The sequence below is a fragment of the Kitasatospora sp. NBC_01266 genome (assembly GCF_036242395.1).
Lineage (GTDB): Bacteria > Actinomycetota > Actinomycetes > Streptomycetales > Streptomycetaceae > Kitasatospora.
On the sequence record NZ_CP108458.1, the window covers coordinates 514194 to 534775 of the forward strand.

16 protein-coding genes are annotated in these 20582 nt (G+C 74.6%); 6 read left to right on the top strand and 10 right to left on the bottom strand.

Translation table 11 applies throughout. The features are described from left to right. Window positions 1-5 precede the first annotated feature (5 nt). From OG403_RS02300 to OG403_RS02320, 5 genes are all read left to right on the top strand, one after another. Window positions 6-4577 carry a polyketide synthase gene (locus OG403_RS02300; RefSeq protein WP_329560968.1) on the top strand — a complete coding sequence of 1524 codons (4572 nt, stop codon included), beginning with the start codon at window positions 6-8 and terminating at the stop codon, window positions 4575-4577. A gap of 68 nt (window positions 4578-4645) precedes the next feature. Next, a complete protein-coding gene (locus OG403_RS02305) occupies window positions 4646-4900 on the top strand; it encodes a phosphopantetheine-binding protein (protein ID WP_329572055.1) in 255 nt (84 codons plus the stop codon). A 1-nt stretch (window position 4901) separates the two neighbouring features. Then, window positions 4902-5723, top strand: coding sequence for an alpha/beta fold hydrolase (locus tag OG403_RS02310; RefSeq protein WP_329560969.1), 822 nt, complete (start codon window positions 4902-4904; stop codon window positions 5721-5723). Continuing rightward, window positions 5720-6925 (top strand): glycosyltransferase, encoded by a 1206-nt coding sequence (locus OG403_RS02315; RefSeq protein WP_329560971.1) that lies wholly within the window; start codon window positions 5720-5722, stop codon window positions 6923-6925. The genes OG403_RS02310 and OG403_RS02315 overlap by 4 nt, the downstream gene beginning before the upstream one ends. Beyond that, window positions 6922-8016: a class I SAM-dependent methyltransferase gene (locus tag OG403_RS02320; RefSeq protein WP_329560973.1), complete on the top strand. Its 1095-nt coding sequence runs from the start codon at window positions 6922-6924 to the stop codon at window positions 8014-8016. The genes OG403_RS02315 and OG403_RS02320 overlap by 4 nt, the downstream gene beginning before the upstream one ends. Window positions 8017-8076: 60 nt before the next feature. Here the strand turns inward: OG403_RS02320 and OG403_RS02325 are convergent, their stop codons facing one another. Further along, window positions 8077-9303, bottom strand: a complete 1227-nt coding sequence (locus tag OG403_RS02325; RefSeq protein ID WP_329560975.1) for an FAD-dependent monooxygenase — start codon at window positions 9301-9303, stop codon at window positions 8077-8079. Between the two features lie 174 nt (window positions 9304-9477). Here OG403_RS02325 and OG403_RS02330 point away from each other — a divergent pair, with 174 nt between their 5' ends. Then, window positions 9478-10665: a lactonase family protein gene (locus OG403_RS02330; protein ID WP_329560976.1), complete on the top strand. Its 1188-nt coding sequence runs from the start codon at window positions 9478-9480 to the stop codon at window positions 10663-10665. A 57-nt stretch (window positions 10666-10722) separates the two neighbouring features. Here the strand turns inward: OG403_RS02330 and OG403_RS02335 are convergent, their stop codons facing one another. From OG403_RS02335 to OG403_RS02375, 9 genes are all read right to left on the bottom strand, one after another. Next, on the bottom strand, window positions 10723-11367 hold the full coding sequence (locus tag OG403_RS02335; RefSeq protein ID WP_329560978.1) for a dihydrofolate reductase family protein: 645 nt from the start codon (window positions 11365-11367) through the stop codon (window positions 10723-10725). Between the two features lie 84 nt (window positions 11368-11451). Next, window positions 11452-13080 (bottom strand): amidohydrolase, encoded by a 1629-nt coding sequence (locus OG403_RS02340; RefSeq protein ID WP_329560980.1) that lies wholly within the window; start codon window positions 13078-13080, stop codon window positions 11452-11454. Window positions 13081-13100: 20 nt separating this feature from the next. Continuing rightward, window positions 13101-13967, bottom strand: coding sequence for a PaaX family transcriptional regulator (locus OG403_RS02345; RefSeq protein WP_329560982.1), 867 nt, complete (start codon window positions 13965-13967; stop codon window positions 13101-13103). Window positions 13968-14051: 84 nt separating this feature from the next. Beyond that, a complete protein-coding gene (locus OG403_RS02350) occupies window positions 14052-14810 on the bottom strand; it encodes a maleate cis-trans isomerase family protein (protein WP_329560984.1) in 759 nt (252 codons plus the stop codon). Then, window positions 14807-15694 (bottom strand): fumarylacetoacetate hydrolase family protein, encoded by an 888-nt coding sequence (locus OG403_RS02355; protein ID WP_329560986.1) that lies wholly within the window; start codon window positions 15692-15694, stop codon window positions 14807-14809. The genes OG403_RS02350 and OG403_RS02355 overlap by 4 nt, the downstream gene beginning before the upstream one ends. Beyond that, window positions 15685-16830: a cupin domain-containing protein gene (locus OG403_RS02360; RefSeq protein ID WP_329560988.1), complete on the bottom strand. Its 1146-nt coding sequence runs from the start codon at window positions 16828-16830 to the stop codon at window positions 15685-15687. Before OG403_RS02360 ends, OG403_RS02355 begins: the two co-directional genes overlap by 10 nt. Then, window positions 16827-17825, bottom strand: a complete 999-nt coding sequence (locus OG403_RS02365; protein WP_329560990.1) for a carbon-nitrogen hydrolase family protein — start codon at window positions 17823-17825, stop codon at window positions 16827-16829. The genes OG403_RS02360 and OG403_RS02365 overlap by 4 nt, the downstream gene beginning before the upstream one ends. Continuing rightward, a complete protein-coding gene (locus OG403_RS02370) occupies window positions 17825-20170 on the bottom strand; it encodes an oxidoreductase (RefSeq protein WP_329560991.1) in 2346 nt (781 codons plus the stop codon). The genes OG403_RS02365 and OG403_RS02370 overlap by 1 nt, the downstream gene beginning before the upstream one ends. Next, window positions 20167-20580, bottom strand: coding sequence for an acyl-CoA thioesterase (locus OG403_RS02375; protein ID WP_329572057.1), 414 nt, complete (start codon window positions 20578-20580; stop codon window positions 20167-20169). The genes OG403_RS02370 and OG403_RS02375 overlap by 4 nt, the downstream gene beginning before the upstream one ends. Between the last annotated feature and the right edge of the window lie 2 nt (window positions 20581-20582).

A 20582-nucleotide genomic window follows, 5' to 3' on the forward strand; every position in this document is an offset into this window, starting at 1 on the left:
CGGACATGACGATGCGCCGGCTCCCGCCGGTGGCCGTGGTCGGCATGGCGGTGCTGCTGCCCGGCGCGCCGGACCTGGCGAGCTACTGGCGCAACCTGCTGGGCGGCGTGGACGCGATCACCGACGTTCCCGAGGGGCGCTGGGACGCGGACTACTACGACCCGGGCGCGGCCACCGGACCGGCCGCCCCCGACCGGCTCTACTGCCGGCGCGGCGGCTTCCTGGACGGCTCGGTGGCGGTGCAGCCGACCCGGTTCGGCATCGTGCCCACCTCGGTGGCCGGTGCCGAGCCCGACCAGCTGATCGCGCTCCAGGTCGCCGCCGCCGCGATCGAGGACGCGGGCGGCCCGGACCGGCTGCCGGACCGCGACCGGGTCGGGGTGGTGCTGGGCCGGGGCGGGTACCTGACGCCCGGCCTGGTCCGGCTCGACCAGCGGGTCCGTGGCGCACACCAGCTGGTGCGCACCCTCGGCGAGCTGCTGCCCGAGCTGACGGACAGTCAGCTCGGGCGGGTCCGCGAAGCGTTCACCGATCAGCTGGGTCCCGACCGGCCGGAGGCGGCGATCGGCCTGGTTCCCAACCTGGCCGCCTCCCGGCTGGCCAACCGGCTCGACCTGCGCGGCCCCGCCTACACGGTGGACGCCGCCTGCGCCTCCTCGCTGGTCGCCGTCGACCAGGCGGTGGGTGAACTGGCCACCGGGCGCTGCGATGTGGTGCTGGCCGGCGGGGTGCACCACTGCCACGACGTCACGCTGTGGAGCGTCTTCGCGCAGTTGCGGGCGCTCTCCGCCAGCCAGCGGATCCGCCCGTTCCACCGGGGCGCCGACGGACTGCTGATCGGCGAGGGCACCGGCGTGGTGGTGCTCAAGCGGCTCGCCGACGCCGAGCGGGACGGGGACCGGGTGTACGCGGTGATCCGGGGCACCGGCGTGGCCGGCGACGGCCGCACCGCCGGGCTCGCCAATCCCGACCCCGGCGGCCAGGCCCGGGCCGTGCGGGCGGCCTGGCGGGCCGCCGGGCTGGACCCGACCGAGGCGGGCGCACTCGGCCTGCTGGAGGCCCACGGCACCGCGACCCCGGCCGGTGACGCCGCCGAACTCGCCACCCTGGCTGAGGTGTTCGGCCCGGCCGGCAGCGGCGAGCGGGCCGTTCTGGGCTCCGTGAAGTCCATGATCGGCCACACCATGCCGGCCGCCGGCGTGGCCGGTCTGGTCAAGGCGGCACTGGCCGTGCACCATGGCATGCTGCTCCCGACCCTGCACTGCGAGGATCCGCATCCGGCGCTGGCCGACACCCGCTTTCGCACCATCGAGGCCGCCCAGCCCTGGCCGAGCACTCCGGGCGGGCCGCCGCGCCGGGCGGGGGTGAACGCCTTCGGCTTCGGCGGCATCAACGCCCATGTGGTGCTGGAGCAGGCGCCGGGCGCCCCGGCCGCCCTGCCCGCGCCACGGATCACGGTCAGCGAGCCCGAGCGGGTGCTGTACCTGGCCGCCGACGGACCCGAGCAGCTGGCCGGGCTGCTGGCGGCCGACGACTCGTCCCTGCTGGCCGGCGGCCGGACGGAGCCGGGCCGGACCGCGCCGCGCTGCCGGGTCGCGATCGCCGACCCGACGGCGAAGCGGCTGACCCTGGCCCGCCGGGCGGTGGCCCGCGGCCGCTCCTGGCGCGGGCGCAACGACGTGTGGTTCGCCCCGCGACCGCTGCTCGAACCGGGGGCCGGGGGCCGGGTCGCCTTCCTCTTCCCGGGCCTGGAGGGCGAGTTCCTCCCCCGGGTGGACGAGGTGGCCGACCACTTCGGTCTGGCCCGCCCACTGCCCGCGCGCAGCGCCTCGGTCGGCGACATCGGACGGCACGGGCTCGGCGTGGTCACCGTCGGGCGGCTGCTCGACACGGCGCTGCGCCGGATCGGCGTGCGCCCCGACGGCGTGGCCGGGCACAGTGTCGGCGAGTGGACCGCCATGATCGCGGGCGGCATCTACTCCGGCGCCTCGGTGGACGCCTTCCTGGCGGCCTTCGACCCGGACTCGCTGCGGGTGCCGGGCCTGGCCTTCGCCGCGCTCGGCGCCCCCGCCGAGCGGGTGCTGGAGGCACTGGCGAGCGTCGAGGGCATGGCCCAGGTGGTCCTGTCGCACGACAACGCACCGCAGCAGTCGATCGTCTGCGGCCCCGAGCAGCCCATCGAGCGGCTGGTGCACTGGTTCCGGGCGCGCGGCGTGCTGGGCCAGGTGCTGCCGTTCCAGTCCGGTTTCCACACCCCGATGCTGGCGCCCTACCTGGACCCGATCCGGCAGGCCGCCGACCGCATCGAGCTGCACCGGCCGAGCGTGCCGGTCTGGTCCGGCACCACCGCCGCCCCGTTCCCGGCCACCGAGGCGGCGGTGCGCGCGCTGTTCGTCCGGCACCTGCTGGAGCCGGTACGGTTCCGCCCGCTGGTGGAGGCGATGTACGCGGCGGGCTTCCGGGCCTTCGTCCAGGTGGGTACCGGCCAGCTCGCCTCGCTGGTGGGCGACACGCTGGGCGAGCGCGAGCACCTGGCGATCGCGGCCAACTCCCCGCACCGCGACGGGCTGGCGCAACTGCGCCGGGTGGCCGCGGCGCTCTGGGTGGAGGGCGCGGAACCGGACACGGCGGCGCTGCTGCCCGGCCGGAGCGGGGCTGCGACTGCGACTGCTTCGGCCTCGGCTTCGGTCCCCGCCGAACGGGTGCACCCGGCGGTGCCGCTGGACCTGGGCGGGGCGCTCGTCTCGCTGGATCCGGCGGCGCGCACCGCGCTGCGCGCCGAGCTGACCGGGCGTCAGGGATCCTTCCCCGCACCCGGACCCGGACCCGACCGGCGGCTGGCCGCGTTCGCGGACCGCTTCCCGCTGGCGGCCGAACTCGACGCGCTGCTGCGCGAGACCGAGCAGGCCGCCGCCGAACTCATCGGCGCGGGAGGGAAGTCCGCGGGCACCGCACCGGCGGTCCGCACCGATCCACTCCCCCCGGCGGCACCCGCCCCGGGCGGCACGCTGCACGTCTCGCTGGAGACCATGCCGTACCTGCTCGACCACTGCTTCTTCCGCCAACGCCCCGACTGGCCCGACCCGGCGGACCGCTGGCCCGTGGTGCCCGCCACCACCATCGTGCAGCACCTGATGGACGCGGCCGAACGGGCCAGGCCCGGCCAACTGGCCGCCACCGTCCACGATCTGCGGTTCGGCCAGTGGGTCCCGGCCGCGACCCCACTGGACGTCGACCTCACCCTGGAGGATGCCGGGCCGAACCGCTTCACCGCCGCGTTCGGCACCTTCGCCGGCGGCACGGTCGAGCTGACGGACCGTCACCCCGGGCCGCCCGCCCCGTGGCCCGTGGAGCACGAGGGGGAACGCGAGCCGCAGCTGACGGCGGCCGAGCTCTACGCGCAGCGGTGGATGTTCCACGGCCCGGCGTTCCAGGGCCTGACCGAGCTGACCGCACTCGGCGAAGCCCACGTGCGCGGGGTGATCACCGCACCGGCCGCGCCCGGCGCCCTGCTGGACAACGTCGGCCAGCTGCTCGGCTACTGGATCATGGCGACCCGCACCGAGCGCACCGTCGTCTTCCCGGTCGGGATGCGGCAGTTGCGCTTCCACGGGCCGGCGCCGCAGCCCGGCACCCGGCTGCACTGCCACATCCGGATCACCCGGCTGACCGACACCGCGCTGGAAGCCGACGTGCAACTGCGGGCCGGTGACAGGGTCTGGGCGGAGGTCGACGGCTGGCAGGACCGGCGCTTCGACAGCCACCCGGAGACCCGGCCGGTCGAACGCTTCGCCGACCGCAACACGCTCTCCCGGCCCCGACCCGGCGGCTGGGTGGTGCTGCACGAGCGCTGGCCGGACCTCGCCTCCCGCGACCTGATCATGCGCAACCACCTGAGCTCGGCGGAGCGCGCCCGCTACGAGCAGCAGCCGCCGCGCGGGCGCCGGGCCTGGCTGCTGGGCCGGATCGCGGTCAAGGACGCGGTGCGCCAGTGGCTCTGGGAGCAGGGCGAGGGGCCGGTCTTCCCCGCCGAGATCGAGGTGCTCAACGATCCCAGCGGCCGACCCCGGGTGGCCGGGCTGCACGGCCGCATCCTGCCCGCCCTGGACGTCTCGCTCGCCCACCGGGCCGAGGCGGCCGTGGCGCTGGTCCACCCGGTCCGGCCCAGCGGCGGGCCGGGGGCGGGCATCGACCTGGAGGAGGTCACCGAGCGCCCAGCCGGGACCCTGGAGGTCGCCCTCGGTCCGGCCGAGCGCCATCTTCTGACGGACTGTCAGCGGCTGCACGGCGGCTCCGAGGCACTCTGGTTCGCCCGGTTCTGGGCGGCGAAGGAGGCCGTGGCCAAGGCGCAGGGCACCGGCCTGGGGGGCCGGCCACGCGAGTTCGCCGTCATCGAGGCCGAGCCCGCCACCCTGCTGGTGGCCGTGGACGGACCCGATGGACCGTACCTGCACCGACTGCGCTGCACCGAGCTGAACAGCCCACCCGACCTGCCGGAGCGCCACTACGTCGTGGCCTGGACCACGGCGGACGACCCCGCGGCAGACCGCCCCGACGAGAGGACCCAACCCAAGTGACCAGCAGCGAGCAGCGCGTGGACCTGCGCCCGCCCACCGAGCAGGAGGTCCTCACCGAGATCACCGGCATGCTGGCCGTGGTGCTGGCGGACTACGGCCTGGACGAGGCCGAGGTCACCATGGAGTCCCGGTTCACCGACGACCTCGAGTTGGAGAGCATCGACCTGGTGACCCTGGCCGGGCAGCTCCAGGAGCGCTGGGGCGAGCGGATCAACTTCGCCGAGTTCATCGCCGGGATGGAGCTGGAGGAGATCATCGGCCTCACCGTGGGCCGACTGGTGCGCCATGTGGTGGACCGGCTGCAGCACGCCGAGCGGAGCTGACGTGGCCTTCGTGGACCTCAACGGGCGGCGCTGCCACGTGCAGCGGCTCGCCCCGCCGGACGGGCGTCCGGCCACCGCGACCGCCGTCCTGCTGCACGGGCTGCTCACCGACAGCCTGGCGAGCTACTACTTCACCCTGGCCCCCGCGCTGTCGGCCGCCGGGGTGGAGGTGCTGATGTACGACCACCGGGGCCACGGCCGCTCCGAACGGCCGCCCACCGGCTACCGGTTGGAGCACTTCGTCGACGACCTGGAGACCCTGCTGGACCGGCTGGCGCTGACCGGCCCGGTCCACCTGCTGGGCAACTCCTTCGGCGGCACGGTGGCGTTCGGCCTCGCGGCCAGGCGTCCGGCGCAGGTCGCGAGCATCCTGGCGATCGAGTCCGAGCCGGCCTCGGCGGCCTGGGCGGCCAAGCTGGACGGCATCCTGCGCCGGGCCGAGCAGGAGCTGGGCGAGGAGCGGACGCTGGCCTGGGTCGCCGAGCAGCGCGGCGCGCACACCGCCAGGCTGGCCCGCTCGGCCGGCGTGCTGCTGGCCGGCACCTCGCTGGCCCGGGACATCCCGGCCAGCCTGCTGCCCAGCACCGCCGAACTGCGCGCGATCCGCTGCCCGGTGCTCGCGGTCTACGGCACCGAGTCCGACCTGGCCGACCAGTCCGCCTGGCTGGACGGGCTGCTGGCCGACTGCCGGAGCACCTTCGTGCCCGACCAGGAGCACTCCGTTCTGGTCGAAGCCCCGGAGGTGGTGCGCGAACTCGCCTTCGGCTGGCTGCGGGAGCAGGGCGTGGTGCTGCACGGCGAGCCCGAACGGAGCCTGCGGTGACCCGATTCCTCTTCGTGGTTCCGCCGCTGGTCGGCCACATCAACCCGGCCGTCGGGGTCGCCGCCGAGCTGGCCGCTCGCGGGCATACCGTCGCCTGGGCGGGCGTGCCGGACCTGCTCGGCCGGCTCGCGGGCCCGGACGCCGAGGTGTTCGCCTGCGCCGTCCCCGGGTTCGGTCCGGACGGGGCGGCGGCGCAGCGGCCGCCGGAGTTGCGCGGACCGGCGGCGCTGAAGTTCCTCTGGGAGGAGTTCCTGATCCCGCTCGCCGAGGCGATGGCCCCGGACGTGGCGGCGGCGGTGGCGAACTTCTGCCCGGACGTGCTGGTGGTGGACCAGCAGGCGGTGGCCGGTGCGCTGGTCGCCGAACGGCTCGGGCTGCCGTGGGCCACCTCCGCCACCACCTCGGCGGAGTTCACCGGCGCGCTGGACGGGATGCCGCTGGTGGACGCCTGGGTCCGCGGCCTGCTGCACGAGCTGCGCGGGCGTCTCGGCGCACCGCCCAGCAGTGTCGACCCGCGCTTCTCCCCGCACCTGATCCTCGCCTTCAGCACCCCCGAACTGGCCGGCGCCGCCGCCCCGGTGGGCCCGATCCGGTTCGTCGGCCCGGCGCTGGCGGCCCGGCCCGCCGAGCCCGAATTCCCGTGGCAGTGGCTGGACCCGGACCGCTCGACGGTGCTGGTCACCCTGGGCACGGCCAACACCGATGCGGGCGCCGCGTTCCTGACGGCCTGTCAGGAGACGCTGCGGGAGCGCTCCGGAAGGTTGCAAGGGGTACTGGTCGACCCCGGCAAGGTGCTCGGCGATCCCGCGCCCGATCCCGACCTGCTGGTGCTGCCCGCCGTTCCGCAGCTGCGGCTGCTGGCGGGCGCCGCCGCCGTGATCTGCCACGCCGGACACAACACGGTCTGCGAGGCGCTGTGGCACGGCGTGCCGCTGGTCGTCGCCCCGATCCGCGACGACCAACCGGTGGTGGCCGGCCAGGTGGTGGCCGCCGGCGCCGGCCTGCGGGTGCGGTTCGGGCGGACCAGCGCGGCCAGGCTCGGCCAGGCGCTGGACGCCGTCCTCGACGATCCCGCGCACCGGACCGCCGCCCGCCGGGTCGGCGCCTCGTTCCGGGCGGCCGGTGGCGCGGCCCGCGCCGCCGACCACCTGGCGGAGCTGCCCGCTCCGCTGGCCAACCCCGCCGAGAGGAGCGTCCGTTGACCGCCACCGAGGCAGGCCCCGGCCCCGACCGGGCAACCGTGCGCAGTCGGCAGGTCGCCGCCCTGCGGCCCGGCTACCAGGCCGAACTGGCCGACGGCACCGACCGGTTCTTCGAGCCGCGCCGCACCGACTGCCCCTGGTGCGGCGCCACCAGGCTGCGGACCCGGCTGCGCACCGGCGACCTGCTGCAGCACAAGCCGGGCCGATTCACCCTGGACCGCTGCGAGGACTGCGGGCACGTCTTCCAGAACCCCCGACTGACCGGCGAGGGACTGGAGTTCTACTACCGCGACTTCTACGACGGCCTGGGCGAGCAGCGCCTGAGCGGCGTCTTCGGCACCCGCGCCGAGGTCTACCGGGGCCGCGCCCGGTCGGTGGCGCCGTTCACCGCCGCACCGGACAGCTGGCTGGATGTCGGCACCGGGCACGGGCACTTCTGCGAGCGGGCCCGCGAGCTCTTCCCGGACACCTCCTTCGACGGCCTGGACCTCAGCGAGGGCGCTGAGTTGGCCGAACGGCACGGTCGGCTCAGGCGCGGCTTCCGCGGCCTGTTCCCCGACCTGGCCGGGCAACTGACCGGCCAGTACGACGTGCTGAGCATGTTCCACTACCTGGAGCACAGCACCGAACCGGCCCGCGAACTGGCCGCCGCGCACCAGGTGCTGCGCCCCGGCGGCCTGCTGCTGATCGAGGTCCCCGACCCGGGCTCCCGGTTCGCCCGGCTGCTGGGGCGCTGGTGGCTGCCCTGGCTGCAGCCGCAGCACCTGCACCTGATGCCGGCCGCCAACCTGCGCCGCCGGCTGGGCGAGCTGGGCTTCACGGTGGTGCTGGAGCAGCACCGCGAGGCGCACGACCCGGTGGACCTGCTGGCCGCCTGCTGGCTGCTGCTGGACGCCCTCGCGCCGCCCGAGGACGCGCCGTGGCTGCCGGGCGAGCCGCCGGGGCGGGCACGTCGCGCGCTGCGCGGCGCGCTCTTCCTCGCCGCCTCGCCCGTGCTGCTGCTCGCGGCCCTGCTGGACCGCCTGCTCGCCCCGCTCGCGGGCCGCACCGGCCTGTCGAACGCCTACCGGCTGCTGGCCCGCCGCGACTGACCGCCGCACCGCCGCCCGGCCGGGTCGGGCCCCGGCCGGGCGGTCACTCCTTCGCGCCGCTCAGCGCCCCAGCGGGCGGCCACCGAAGCCGTTGCCGCCGCCCGCCCGCAGCCACCACCTCTCGATCGCGCCCTGGTCCATCGCCGCCCAGTCGGGTGTCTCCTGGACCTGGGCGCGACCCAGGCTGCGGCCGAGCTCCACGGTCGCCCGGCCCATGGGTGCGCGCTCCTGGCTGTAGGCGGTCAGCGCCTCGGTCAGGGTGCCCGCCGAGCGCAGCGCCCGCTCCAGGGCCGCGGCGTCCTGCAGCGCCTTGATCGCGCCGCTGCCGGTGTTCGGGCGGGCGATCGAGGCGGCGTCGCCGAGCACGGCCAGTCGGCCGGCGGCGTAGTGCGGGATGGCCATGTCGTACATGGGCTGGACGAACCGCTCCTCGAGCGGGGTGAGGGCGATCACCTCCTGCCAGAACGGCGGGAAGTAGCGCTCCACCAAGTCCTGCTGATGCCGCGCCAGGTCCTCGGTCACCGCGCGCGGGTGGATGGTCGTCGGGTCGGCGAAGCGGGCCGCCGCCGCGGGCGGCGGGACGGCGTAGAAGACCCAGTTGACGGAGGCACCGGTGCCGTCCCGCCCGGGGATCCGGTAGACGATCATGTGCCCGCCGGGCCAGACGACGGTCGCCGCGTCGCCCTCCCGGAAGGCCTCGGGCGGACCCGGCAGCCGGTCGGCGGGCAGCGTGCCACGCCAGGCCAGGTAGCCCCCGTAGCTGGCGGCGACGCCCGGAACCATCGCCGCGCGCACCAGGGAGCGGTAGCCGTCCGCCCCGACGACCAGGTCGAACCGCTCCTCGCCGCCGTCCGCCAGGACCAGCCGCACGCCGTCCGGCTCCTGCTCGAGGCTCGAGACGGCGGCGCCCGTCCGGTACTGGACGCTCCCGGGGATCCGGCCGCGCAGCTCGCTCCAGAGCGAGCCCCAGTTGTAGCAGCGGAACGGCATCGGCACCACGCCGATCGCCCGCCCCGCGCGCTCCTCGCCGTCCCGCACCACCCAGGGACGTCGGGCCAGTTGGATCCACGGCATGTCGGCGTCGAGGAAGCCGACCGCCGCCAGCTCGGCGTACCGGTCGTTGTGCAGCGCGAGGCCGACGCCCAGGTCCTGGAGGCGGCCGGTGGACCGCTCGAAGACCACCACCTCGTCGGCCCCGGCCCGGGCCGCGGCGAGCGCGCCGGCGCACCCCGCGATGCTGCCGCCCACCACGGCCACCCGTGCCCCGCGTACCGCCGTCCCAGTCACTTGGCCCCCATCGCTCTCAGGTCGTCCTTCGAGCATGCTACCGACTCCGGGCAAGGCCACCCGGGCCACCTCCACAAATCCAGACATAACGTCACTTACGGTATGGAACGGCACAGCTGACGTGCCGTCCGGCCGGTCCGGGCCGGAGCAGCAGCCCAAGGGAGCAGCCCCATCGTGCAGCGATTCACCCGTCTCGCCGTGGCCACCGCGACCGCGCTCGCCGCGGTCGCCGTGTCCGCCCCCACCGTCTCCGCCGTCTCCACCACCCCCGCCACCTCGAGCGCCGCCGCCGTCCGGGCGATGGACGACGCCCACCCGCACGGCCACCACGCCGTGTTCGTCCAGACCGACAACCTCTCCGGCAACCAGGTCATCGCCTACCACCGGTCCGACAACGGGCAGTTGACCCAGGCCGGCAGCTACGACACCGGCGGTCTCGGCGGCATGCTGGCCGACTCGGTGGTCGACCACCTCGCCTCGCAGGGCTCGCTCACCTACGACGAGCGGCACGCGCTGCTCTACGCCGTCAACGCGGGCAGCAACACCGTCACCGTCTTCGCGGTGGACGGCGACCACCTGGAGCGCCGCCAGGTCATCTCCTCGGGCGGTCAGTTCCCGGTCAGCGTCGCCGTGCACGGGGACGTCGTCTACGTGCTGAACGCGCTGGACGGCGGCTCGATCCAGGGCTACCGGGTGCACGAGGGCCACCTCGACCTGAAGGCCGGCTGGAACCGCTGCCTGGGCCTGGACCCGACCGCCGTGCCGCAGTTCACCAACACCCCGGGGCAGGTCGGCTTCACCGCCAACGGCACCCAGCTGGTGGTCACCACCAAGGCCAACGGCAACAACCTCGACGTCTTCGCGATCGACCGCGACGGCGCGCCCTCGGCCGACCCGGTGGTCACCAACCTGCCGGGCGCGGTGCCCTTCGGCTTCGTCCCGGCCGGTCACGGCGGGCTCTTCCTGGCCCAGGCGGGACCGAACGCGCTCTCCACCGTGCAGCTGCACCCCGACGGCACCGCCACCCAGCAGGGCTTCGCCGCCACCGGTCAGTCGGCCACCTGCTGGGTGGTCAAGGTGGGTGACCTGGTCTACGTCTCCAACGCCGGCAGCTCGACGCTCAGCGGCTTCCGCGCCTCCGACCACGGCGCCACGCTGACCCCGCTCGGCACCGCCGCGACCCACCCGGGCACCGTCGACACCGCCGTCTCGGACACCAAGGCCGGCCGCTACCTCTACGCGCAGACCGGCGGCCAGGGCATCGTCGACGAGTTCACCGTCAACGACGACGGCTCGCTGACCGGGATCGGCTCAGTGCTGGTGCCCGACGCGGTCGGCGGCGAGGGCATCGTCGCGTTCTGAGGCCGCAGCGCTCGGCCCCGGCCCCGGGCTCGTCCCAGGGCCGGGGCCGAGTGCCGGCTACGGCCGCGTCATGGTGAGGTGCGTGACGCCGCTGGGGGTCGTCACCGACTCGACCTGGAAGCGCTCTTCGAGCCCTTCGAGGCTCTCCCAGAGCCGCTCACCGCGCCCCAGCACGATCGGCACCAGCACCACGTGCAGCTGGTCGATCAGGTCCGCCGCCAGGAAGTCGCGCACGATGCTCGGCCCGCCGCCGATCCGCACGTCCAGGTCGCCCGCGACCTCGAGCGCCCGGCGCAGCGCCTCCTGGGGCGTGGCGTCGAGGAAGTGGAAGGTGGTGCCCCCCTCCATCTCCACCGACGGGCGGGGGTGGTGGGTCAGCACGAACACCGGTGTGTGGAACGGCGGATTGGATCCCCACCAGCCGGTCCACTCGTGGTCCTGCCACGGGCCGCGCTGGGGACCGAACTTGTTGCGCCCCATGATCTCCGCGCCGATGCCCGCGTTCCAGGCGCCGGCCACCGCGTCGTCGACTCCGGCGCCGCCGCCGGGCTTCCCGAACATCTCGTGGAAGGTCCGGGTCTGGAAGAACCATTCGTGCAACCGCTGGCCGGCATGGCCGAACGGCGCCTCGAGACTCTGCCCTTCACCGGTGCCGTAACCATCCAGCGAGACACTGAAGTTGTGCACGCGAACCCGGGACATCAGATGGCCTCCTTCGGTGAGCACTGTGGCCGCCGACTCTACGGGGTGCGACCGACACGGCGGGGGAGGCGCTCTGACGGTCCGTCAGGAGTGGTCGGCGAACAGCCCCCGCGCGTCGTGCACCGCTCGGCCGCCCAGCAGGGTCAGGTCGGGGAGCAGGGTGGCCAGCTCGTCGGCGGGGCAGCCGAGCGGGTCGGCGGGCCAGAGGGTGAGGTCGGCGAGGCGGCCGGGGGTGAGGGCGCCGCGCAGCCCGGTCTCGGCGAGCAGGCGGGCGGCGTTGGTGGTGTGCAGGGCGATCGCCTCGGGGCGGCTGATGGCGTGCGCCGCGCCCTGGACACCGGCCACGGTCTGCCGGGTGGCCATGCCCCAGACCGAGGTCATCGCGCCGAACGGGCCGACCGGGAAGTCCGAGCCGGCCGTGAGCAGCGCGCCCTCGTCCAGCCACTCGCGCAGCGGGAAGAGGTCGGCGACCCGGTCGGCGCCCCACTCGCGGATCTGGGCGCCGGCGGCGTCGTGCAGCAGCGGGTGCTGGACGGTGACCGGGAGGCCCAGCTTGATCGCGCGCGCCCGCTGCTCGGGGCGGGCCAGGCCGCCGTGCTCGATCACCAGGGTGCCGGCGGGCAGGCCCGGGTGGCGGCGCAGCACCTCCTCGTAGACGTCGAGCAGCACCCGCAGGCCGCGGTCGCCCCAGGCGTGGGTGCCCACCCGCCAGCCACGCCGGACCACGGCGTCCACCGCGTCGGCCAGCGCCTCGGGCTCCCAGTTGAGGCTGCCGCAGTAGCAGTCGCGGCTGGCGTAGGGCTGCTCCAGGGCGCCGGCCTCGATGCCGCCGTCGATGCCGAACTTGACGCCCCAGACGCTCAACCAGTCGTCACCCGGCTCGCGCCACGGCTCCATCGCGTCCAGCAGCTGTCCGACCTCGGCCGCGTCGCGCAGGCCGATGGCCGAGACCAGCGCGCGGACCCGCACTCCGAGGGCGCCGGCCCGCTGGGCGGCGCGCAGCACCGGCAGGTCGGCGAGCGGGACCATGCAGTCGCGCACCGTGCCGATGCCGGTGGCGGCGTAGGCGTGCGAGGCGGCCCGCAGGCCCTCGATCCGGGCCGCCAGGTCCGGTCGCGGCAGCAGGCGTTCGGCCTGCGCGGCGGCGGCGCCGATCAGTCGCCCGGTCAGCCGGCCCGCCGGGTCGCGCTCCAACTGGCCGCCGGCCGGGTCGGGGCTGTCGGGTCCGAAGCCGGTGCGCCGCAGCGCGGGCGAGTTGAGCACCACGTTGTAGGCGCCGCGCTTGACCATGACGGGGTGCTCGGTGGTGACCGCGTCCAGTTCGGCGATGCTGGGGAAGCGCTGCTCGGCGAGGTTGAACTCCTGCCAGTTGACGGTGGTGCGGATCCACTCCCCCGGCGCCGTGCCGGCGGCGCGCCGCCGGATCAGGTCGAGGAACCCGGCGAGGTCGCGGGCCTGGTGGACCGGGACGTCGTGGGCGCTGTTCGCGGCGAGGATCAGGTGGGTGTGGGTGTCGTCGAAGGCGGGCAGCACGGTGGCGCCCGGCTCGTCCACCACCCGGGTGGCGGGCGTGATCAGGTCGTCCAGCCCGTGCGGGTCGGGCGACACGGCCAGGATCCGGTCACCACGCACGGCCAGCGCCCGCTGTGGGGCCTGGCCGGGGAGCAGGGTGTGCACGGCGCCCGCGCGGAGCACCAGGTCGGCGTCGGTCATGGCGGGTGGGCTCCCTTGGCTCACGGGCGGGTGGTGGCGGGGGTGGCTGTGGCGGGGGCGGCTGCTGCTGCGGCGGTCGGCAGGCCGGTGACCTGCTCGACGTGGCGCAGGCTCGGCTCGGCGAGCAGGGCGTGCAGGTCGGCGAAGACCCGGCGGGCCAGCACGGCGTTCCAGTCGGCGGGCAGCAGTTCGGGCGGCAGGCCCGGGTCCAGGTAGGGCAGTCGGCGCCACTGGGTCAGCATCGGCAGGTAGGCGCGGAAGGCCGCCGCCGGCTGCGGTGCGGGGCCCAGCAGCGCGGCGAGCGGCCGGTGGGCGTCGGCGAACTCGGCGTACTGGGCCTCGATCGCCGGGAAGTCCCACCAGCCGCTGACCGCCTCGCGCAGTTCGGCGAAGGCCGCGTACCGGCCGGTGAAGAGGTGCACGTAGTCGCTCAGGCCGGTGCGGCGCAGCATCAGTTCGGCGTCCGGCAGCAGCCGGGCGGGGGCCAGCCAGACGCCCGGGGAGGCGTTGCCGAAGCCCAGCCAGCTGAGCCGGGAGCGCAGTTGGTGGCGGTGGGCCCGTTCGGACTCCGGCACCGAGAAGGTCGCGATCACCCAGCCGTCGGCCAGCCGGGCGGGCTCCAGGCTGCCGAAGATCCGGCGGTCGCCCTCGTCGAAGACCGGGCCCATCGCCGGGCTCAGCCGGTAGCCGGTGCCGGCCGGGCGGCGCTCCTGGACCAGGGTGCCGGCCTTCTTCAGCCGGGAGATCGCCGAGCGCACCGCCTGGCTGCCCACGTCCAGTTCGGCCATCAGCGCGATCAGGTCGGAGACCGTGATCCAGCCGCCCAGCCGCCGCACGAACGCACCGTAGACGGTGCCGATCAGGGCGCTGGGTCTGGTCTCCGACATGCTCGCCTCTCCTTGGGCCGTCCTGGTGATCATACGCAGCGGCCGCCCGGCCGGTGCCGGTCCACCGGCAACCCCCGCGTGCGGTCAGGCGAAGGCCCCGGAGAGCAGGTGCCCGGCGCCGGGAGCCACGGCGGGCAGGCCGAGCGCGCGCAGCAGTTGGTGGGCGGTGCAGATGGAGGCGGAGACCACCGGCTTGCCGAGTTGCTGTTCGGCGTCGGCCACGGCGGCCAGCGAGGGCAGTTGGACGCAGGCGGAGAGCACCACGGCGTCGGCGTCCGCGTACGCCAGGGCGCTCGCGATGCCCGGCAGCGCGGCCGGGTCGTGGGCGGCGACGGCCAGGTTGTCGGGGATCTCCAGCGAGGTGTGGTCCAGCACTTCGATGCCCTCGGCGGCCAGGTACTCCACCACCATCCGGGTCAGCGGGCGCAGGTAGGGGGCGACCAGGGCGATCCTCTTGGCGCCCAGCACCTGCAGCCCGTGCACCAGCGCGCCCGCGCTGGTGACCACGGGGGCCGGCGCGCCGTTCTCCACCGTGCGCCGGTGCAACCGCTCCTCGGAGACCCGGTGGTAGCCCTGGCCCATGCTCATGATGGCCACCAGGCAGGCGTAGCCGAGCACGTCCACGTGTGCGTCGGAGAGTTCCAGCGCGCACCGGTCGGAGTCGGCGTCCATCGCCCTGAGCTGCTCGGGGGTGACCTGGGTCATCCGCATCCGGCTGGAGTGGAAGGTGAAGCGCTCGGGTGCGACCGTCTCGCGGGCCCGCAGGATCGCCGGCACCTCGGTCTCCATGGTGACGTTGGAGCTGGGGACGATCTGGCCGATGCGGTAGGCGCGTCCGCTCATCGGGCGTCCACCACCGGGTTGACCAGGGTTCCGATGCGTTCCACGGTGGCCTCCACCAGGTCGCCGGGGCGCAGGAACTGAGGAGGCGTCATGCCGGCGCCGACCCCGGAGGGCGAGCCGGTGGAGATGACGTCGCCGGGCTCCAGGGTCATGCCCGAGGAGATGTCGGCGATCAGGCGCGGAATGGCGAAGAGCATGTGGCGGGTGTTGGACTTCTGCTTCGTCTCGCCGTTGACCCGCAGCGAGAGGTCGAGCTGCTGGGGGTCGGGGATCTCGTCGGCGGTGACCACGGCCGGGCCGAACGGGGCATAGGAGTCCATGCCCTTGGAGAAGAACCACTGGCCCGAGCGGCGCTGGTCGCGGGCGCTGATGTCGTTCATGATGCTGTAGCCGAACACGTGGGCCCAGGCGTCCTGTTCGGTGACCCGGAAGGCCGGTCGGCCGATCACCACGGCGAGTTCGCACTCCCAGTCGAGCTGCTGGGTCAGGTCGCCGTTGTGCAGGATCGGGGCGCCGGGGCCGGTGACGGCGGTGGCGGGCTTGCCGAAGAGCACCGGGCGGTCGGGCAGTTCGCTCGCGGTGTCCAGGCTGCGGCTGGACTCGGCGACGTGCTCCACGTAGTTGAGGCCGACGCCGATGATCTTGCCGGGCCGCAGCGGGGCGTGCAGCGTGACCTCGGCCAGCGACTGTCCGCCGGGCGCCCGGTCGGCCAACTGCCGGGCCAGCGCGAGGGCCTGGTCGCCGGCCCGGATCAGCGAGAGCAGGTCGGCGGGCAGCTCGGCGTCGGCCGCCAGCGCCGCGGCGGCCAGGTCCACCACGCGGTCGCCGAGTTGGGCGCCCAGGCGGGGGGCCGAACCCTGGTGGGTGTAGGTGATCAGGCGCATGGCGGCTGCTCACGCTCCTCGGAGGTCGGGACGGGCTGGTGCCCGTCGTGGTCGGGGTAGGCCTCTTCGCGGTGGAAGCCGAGCGAGCGCATCACCGGGAAGTCGTTGAACGAGAAGAGGCAGGCGTCCTCGCGCTCGTCCAGGTTCGCGTGCTCGTGCCAGGCCCAGGACGGCACGCAGAAGATGTCGCCCTGCTGCCAGTCGAAGCGCTGCCCCGCGATCACCGAACTGCCGCGCCCCTTGGCCACGGTGTAGACGACCGAGCCGGTGTGCCGGTGCGCCGAGGTGGCCTGCCCCGGGCGCAGCAACTGCATGTGCGCGCCCATGGTGGGCATCACCGCGCCACCGGTGACGGGGTTGGTGTACTCCATGATCACGCCGTCGTACGGGGAGCCCTCGGTGGCCCTGGCCAGGTCGAGCAGCGCCTGGTAGGTGGGCTCCCAGGGCCAGGCGAGCAGCGGGGAGTACGGCCGGGTCCAGTTCTCCACGCCGTACGGGAGCAGGTTGCCGCCGTAGCTGAGCACCGAGGAGTTGACCACCTTTCCGGGCCGCTGGTACAGCTCGGGGTGCACCTCGTAGAAGCCCGCGTCCAGCGCGTTCACCAGCGGGATGTCCAGACCGTCCTGCCAGATCACCGGCGCTTCGGTGGACTCGTTGCCGTGCTCGTGCCAGGTGCCGTTGGGGGTGATGGCGAAGTCGCGCGGGCCGACCCTGAGCTTCTGGCCGTCCACGACGGTCCAGGCGCCGGTGCCCTCCTGGACGAAGCGCAGGGCGGCGGCCTGGTGGCGGTGCGCGGTCATCGACTCGCCGGGCCCCATGATCTGCAGGCCGGTGTAGAGCAGGCCGACGGCGGCGCTGAGCTCCCTGCGCCGCGGGTTGACCAGCATCACCACCCGGCGGCCGGCGTCGTCGGCCTGCACCAGCGGCAGCGCCTTGTGCACCAGCGGGCGCAGGTCCTGGTAGCGCCAGAGCGTCGGGACGGACCTGGGCTGCGGGTACCAGGGCTCGATCTCGTTCGCCACGGTCCACAGTGCGCCAGCCTCAAGGGCGCCCAACTCCTGGTAGTAGGACTTGAGTTCCGGGGTGTCGTGGACCCGGGCCCGGCCGAGCCGGGTGTCGTCGTGGTCGGCGCTCACGCTTCCTCCTCAGGAGCAGGGGCGGTCCGGTCGGTGGTGAAGGTGATCGGCTGCCGGGGACGGTCGTCCACCTGGAGCCGGAAGACGTCGAAGCGGTTGTAGTGGCCGATGATGTCGTGCATCTGCTTGGGCTGGATGCACCGGCCCAGGTCGATCTCGGCGTAGACGATGCCCTCGTCGTCGATCAGCGGCTCGGTGACCGGGCGGCCGTCGGGGCCGAAGATCCCGGAGAGCGCGCTGCGCTTGCGGGCCAGTTGCTTGCGCACCGCCTCGTCCTCGCCGGCCACCGCGTCCACGATCTCGGGCGAGATGGTGGAGCAGGCGACCACCGAGAAGAGCTTGCCCTCGAAGCTGTGGGCCGCCGTGCGCAGTGCGATGGCGTCCGCCATGTCGTAGTCCTCGGGCGCCACCGGCAGCGCGATGTAGCTTGCGGCGTGCACGAGTTCACCCTGGGCGAGCAGGGTGAAGCGGGCCAGCGTGTTGGTGTTCTCACCACAGGCCAGCGCACCGAGCGGGCCCACCGCGGTGCGGTGCACCCGCAGGGTGCTGCCGTCGCCACCGGTCCAGGTGAGCTTCTCGGCCCAGGTGGGGACGAGTTTGCGGTGCGCGGCCAGCAGTTCGCCGTCGGCGCCGATGATCAGCAGGGTGTTGTACAGCACGCCGAGGCTGTGCGCGCCGCGCTCGTTGACGCCGACCACCAGCACCGTGCCGCACTCCCTGGCCACCGCGCAGAGCGCGGCCACCTGCGGTCCCGGCACGTCGATCGCGGCCCGGTAGAGCCGTTCGAACCAGGGCGAGCCCTGGACCGGGTTCATCGTCCAGTTCCAGTACGGGTAGCCGGGGATGAAGGCCTCGGGCAGCACCACCAGCGTGGCGCCGTGCCGGGCCGCCTCGCGGATCAGGTCGACGGCCTTGGCGGTGGTGGCGTCCGGGTCCAGGTAGACCGGCGCGGCCTGGACGGCGGCGGCGGTGAAGCGGGGCAGGCAGAAGTCCATCAGGCGCTCCGGTCGGCGTCGGGTTGCGGGTCGCGCTTGGGCAGCCAGCGGCGGTGGACGGGGTCGGCGGGGGCGCGCAGCAGGTGCAGTCGGGGCGGCACCCGGTCGGCGCGCGGGCCCGGCGGCTTGCGCCGGCCGGCCTGCCAGGGCTGCGGCCAGGGCGCGCCCGGTCCGGTGTAGCCCTGGTCGGCGGCGGCGTGCAGGGTCCAGAGCGGGTCGTGCAGGTGGGCGCGGCCGACCGCGACCAGGTCGGCCCGCCCGGCCAGCAGGATCGAGTTGGCGTCGTCGTGGCTGGAGATGGCGCCGACCGCGATGGTCGGGATCCCGGTGGCGTTGCGGATCAGGTCGGCGTACGGGGTCTGGTAGCTGCGTCCGTAGTCGGGCCGCTGGTGGGCGACCACCTCGCCGGTGGAGACGTCCACCGCGTCCGCCCCGCCGTCGGCCAGCGCGCGGCAGATCCGCACCGCCTCGGCCGACGTGGTGCCGCCCTCGGCCCAGTCGGTGGCGGAGATCCGCACCAGCAGCGGCTTGGCGGCCGGCCAGGCGGCCCGGACCGCCGCCAGCACCTGGAGCGGGAAGCGCAGTCGGCAGCCCAGCGTGCCGCCGTACTCGTCCCGGCGCTGGTTGGTCAGCGGGGAGAGGAAGCCGGAGAGCAACTGCCCATGGCCCAGCTGGAGTTCCAGGACGTCGAAGCCGGCCCGGTGGGCCCGCTCGGTGGCGGCGGCGAAGTCCCTGACGATGGCGTCCAGTTCGGCCCGGTTGGCTTCGCGCGGCCGCGGACTGTCGGCGTCCCAGGGCAGCGCGGAGGCGGCCAGCGACGGCCAGTCGCCTTCACCGGGGGCCAGCGGGCGGCCGATGCCGTCCGGTCCTGGCCTGGCGGTCGAGGCGCGGCGGCCCGCATGGGTGAGCTGGATCCCGAGGCGGGTGTCGGGCAGCAGCCGGGCCGCCTCGACGATCCGCCGCCAGGCCCGCTCCTGCTCGTCGTTCCAGAGCCCCGGGCAGTGCGGGGTGGCCCGGCCCTCGGGGCTGACGGCGGTCATCCCGGCCAGCACCAGCGCCGCGCCGCCGAGCGCCTGCGCGCTGAACTGGGCGGCCTCGAAGGCGCTCGGCATGCCGTCGACCGCCGTGTAGGTGGCCAGCGGCGGCACCACGATCCGGTTGCGCAGCGGCAGCCGGCCGAGCTTCAAGGGCCGGAACATCGGCGGGACGCCGCAGTCGGAGCCGAACCAGGAGTCGACCGCCGCGACGAACTCCGGGTCCCGCTCGCGCAGACTCTGGTAGCCGACCCGGCGGCTGCGGGTGAGCAGGTTGAAGGCGAACTGCGGGGCCGGCTGGCCGGTGTGGCCCCCGATGCCCTCGAACCACTCCAGACTGGCTTGGGCGGCGCGCTGGGTGGACTCCACCACCGGCTTGCGCTCGGCCTCGTAGGCGCTCAACGCCTGTGGAACAGTGGGGTGTTCGTGCAGGCAGGCGGCGAGCGCCAGGGCGTCCTCCATGGCCAGCTTGGTGCCCGAGCCGATCGAGAAGTGCGCGGTGTGCGCCGCGTCGCCGAGCAGCACCACATTGCCGTGGCGCCAACTCGCGTTGCGCACCGTGGTGAAGTTGATCCAGCGCGGGCTGGGTCCGGCGATCAGCCGGTGCCCGTCGAGGTGTTCGGCCAGCAGCCGCTCGCAGCGCCGCACGCTGCGCTCGTCGTCGCCGAAGCCGGCCTGCTGCCAGGCCTCCTCCCCCAGCTCCACGATGAAGGTGCTGCGCCGGTCGTCATAGGGGTAGGCGTGCACCTGCACGATGCCGAAGTCGGTCTGCTCGACGATGAAGGTGAAGGCCTCGAAGACCCGGTCGGTGGCCAGCCACATGTAGCGGCAGCCGCGCTCGTCCAGCCGCGGGCCGAAGCTCGCGGCAAAGGCCTGCCGGGTGGCCGAGCGGACCCCGTCGGCGGCCACCACCAGGTCGTACTCGGCGGCCAGTTCGGCGGCGGCCGGCGCCTGGGTGCTGAACCGCAGGTCGACCCCGAGCTCCTCGCAGCGCCGGCGCAGGATGGCCAGCAGCCGCCGGCGCTCCAGGGCGGCGAAGCCGTGGCCGCCGGAGGTGAGTTGCCGCCCCGCGTAGCGGATGTCGATGTCGCGCCAGCGGGCGAACTCCGCGGACATCGCCCGGAACACCTCCGGGTCGGCCTGGGCGATCCCGTCGAGGGTCTCGTCGGAGAAGACCACGCCGAACCCGAAGGTGTCGTCGGGGGCGTTGCGCTCCCACAGGGTGATCTCCCGTTCCGGGGCCAACTGCTTGGCCAGCGCGGCGAAGTAGAGCCCGCCGGGCCCGCCGCCGATCACGGCTGTCCGGCTCACGACTCCTCCCGGTGGTAGCACTCGGCGTCCTGCGGCCCGGCCTGGGTGAGCGCGGCCCGCACCTCGTCCGGCCACGGTGCCGAGCCCTTGGCCCGCACGGCGGCGTGCACCACGGTCATCCGCCCGGTGGCGGCGGGGCCGCTGGGGCCGCGCACCTCGAAGCCGTAGGTCAGCGATGAGCGGCCGACCTTCTCCACCCGCAGTTCGGTGTGCACCGGTTCGCCGAACCAGAGGCGCTCGCGGTAGTCCGCCTCGAAGCGCACCCGGGGGATGCTGCCGAAGAGTCCGTCCAGCCCGAGCCGGCGCAGCAGCACCGCCTCGGCCGCCTCGACCCAGCGCTGCACGGCGGAGAAGTGGTAGTGCCCGGCCGCGTCGGTGTCCGACCACTCGACCCGCCGCTCCACCACCACGC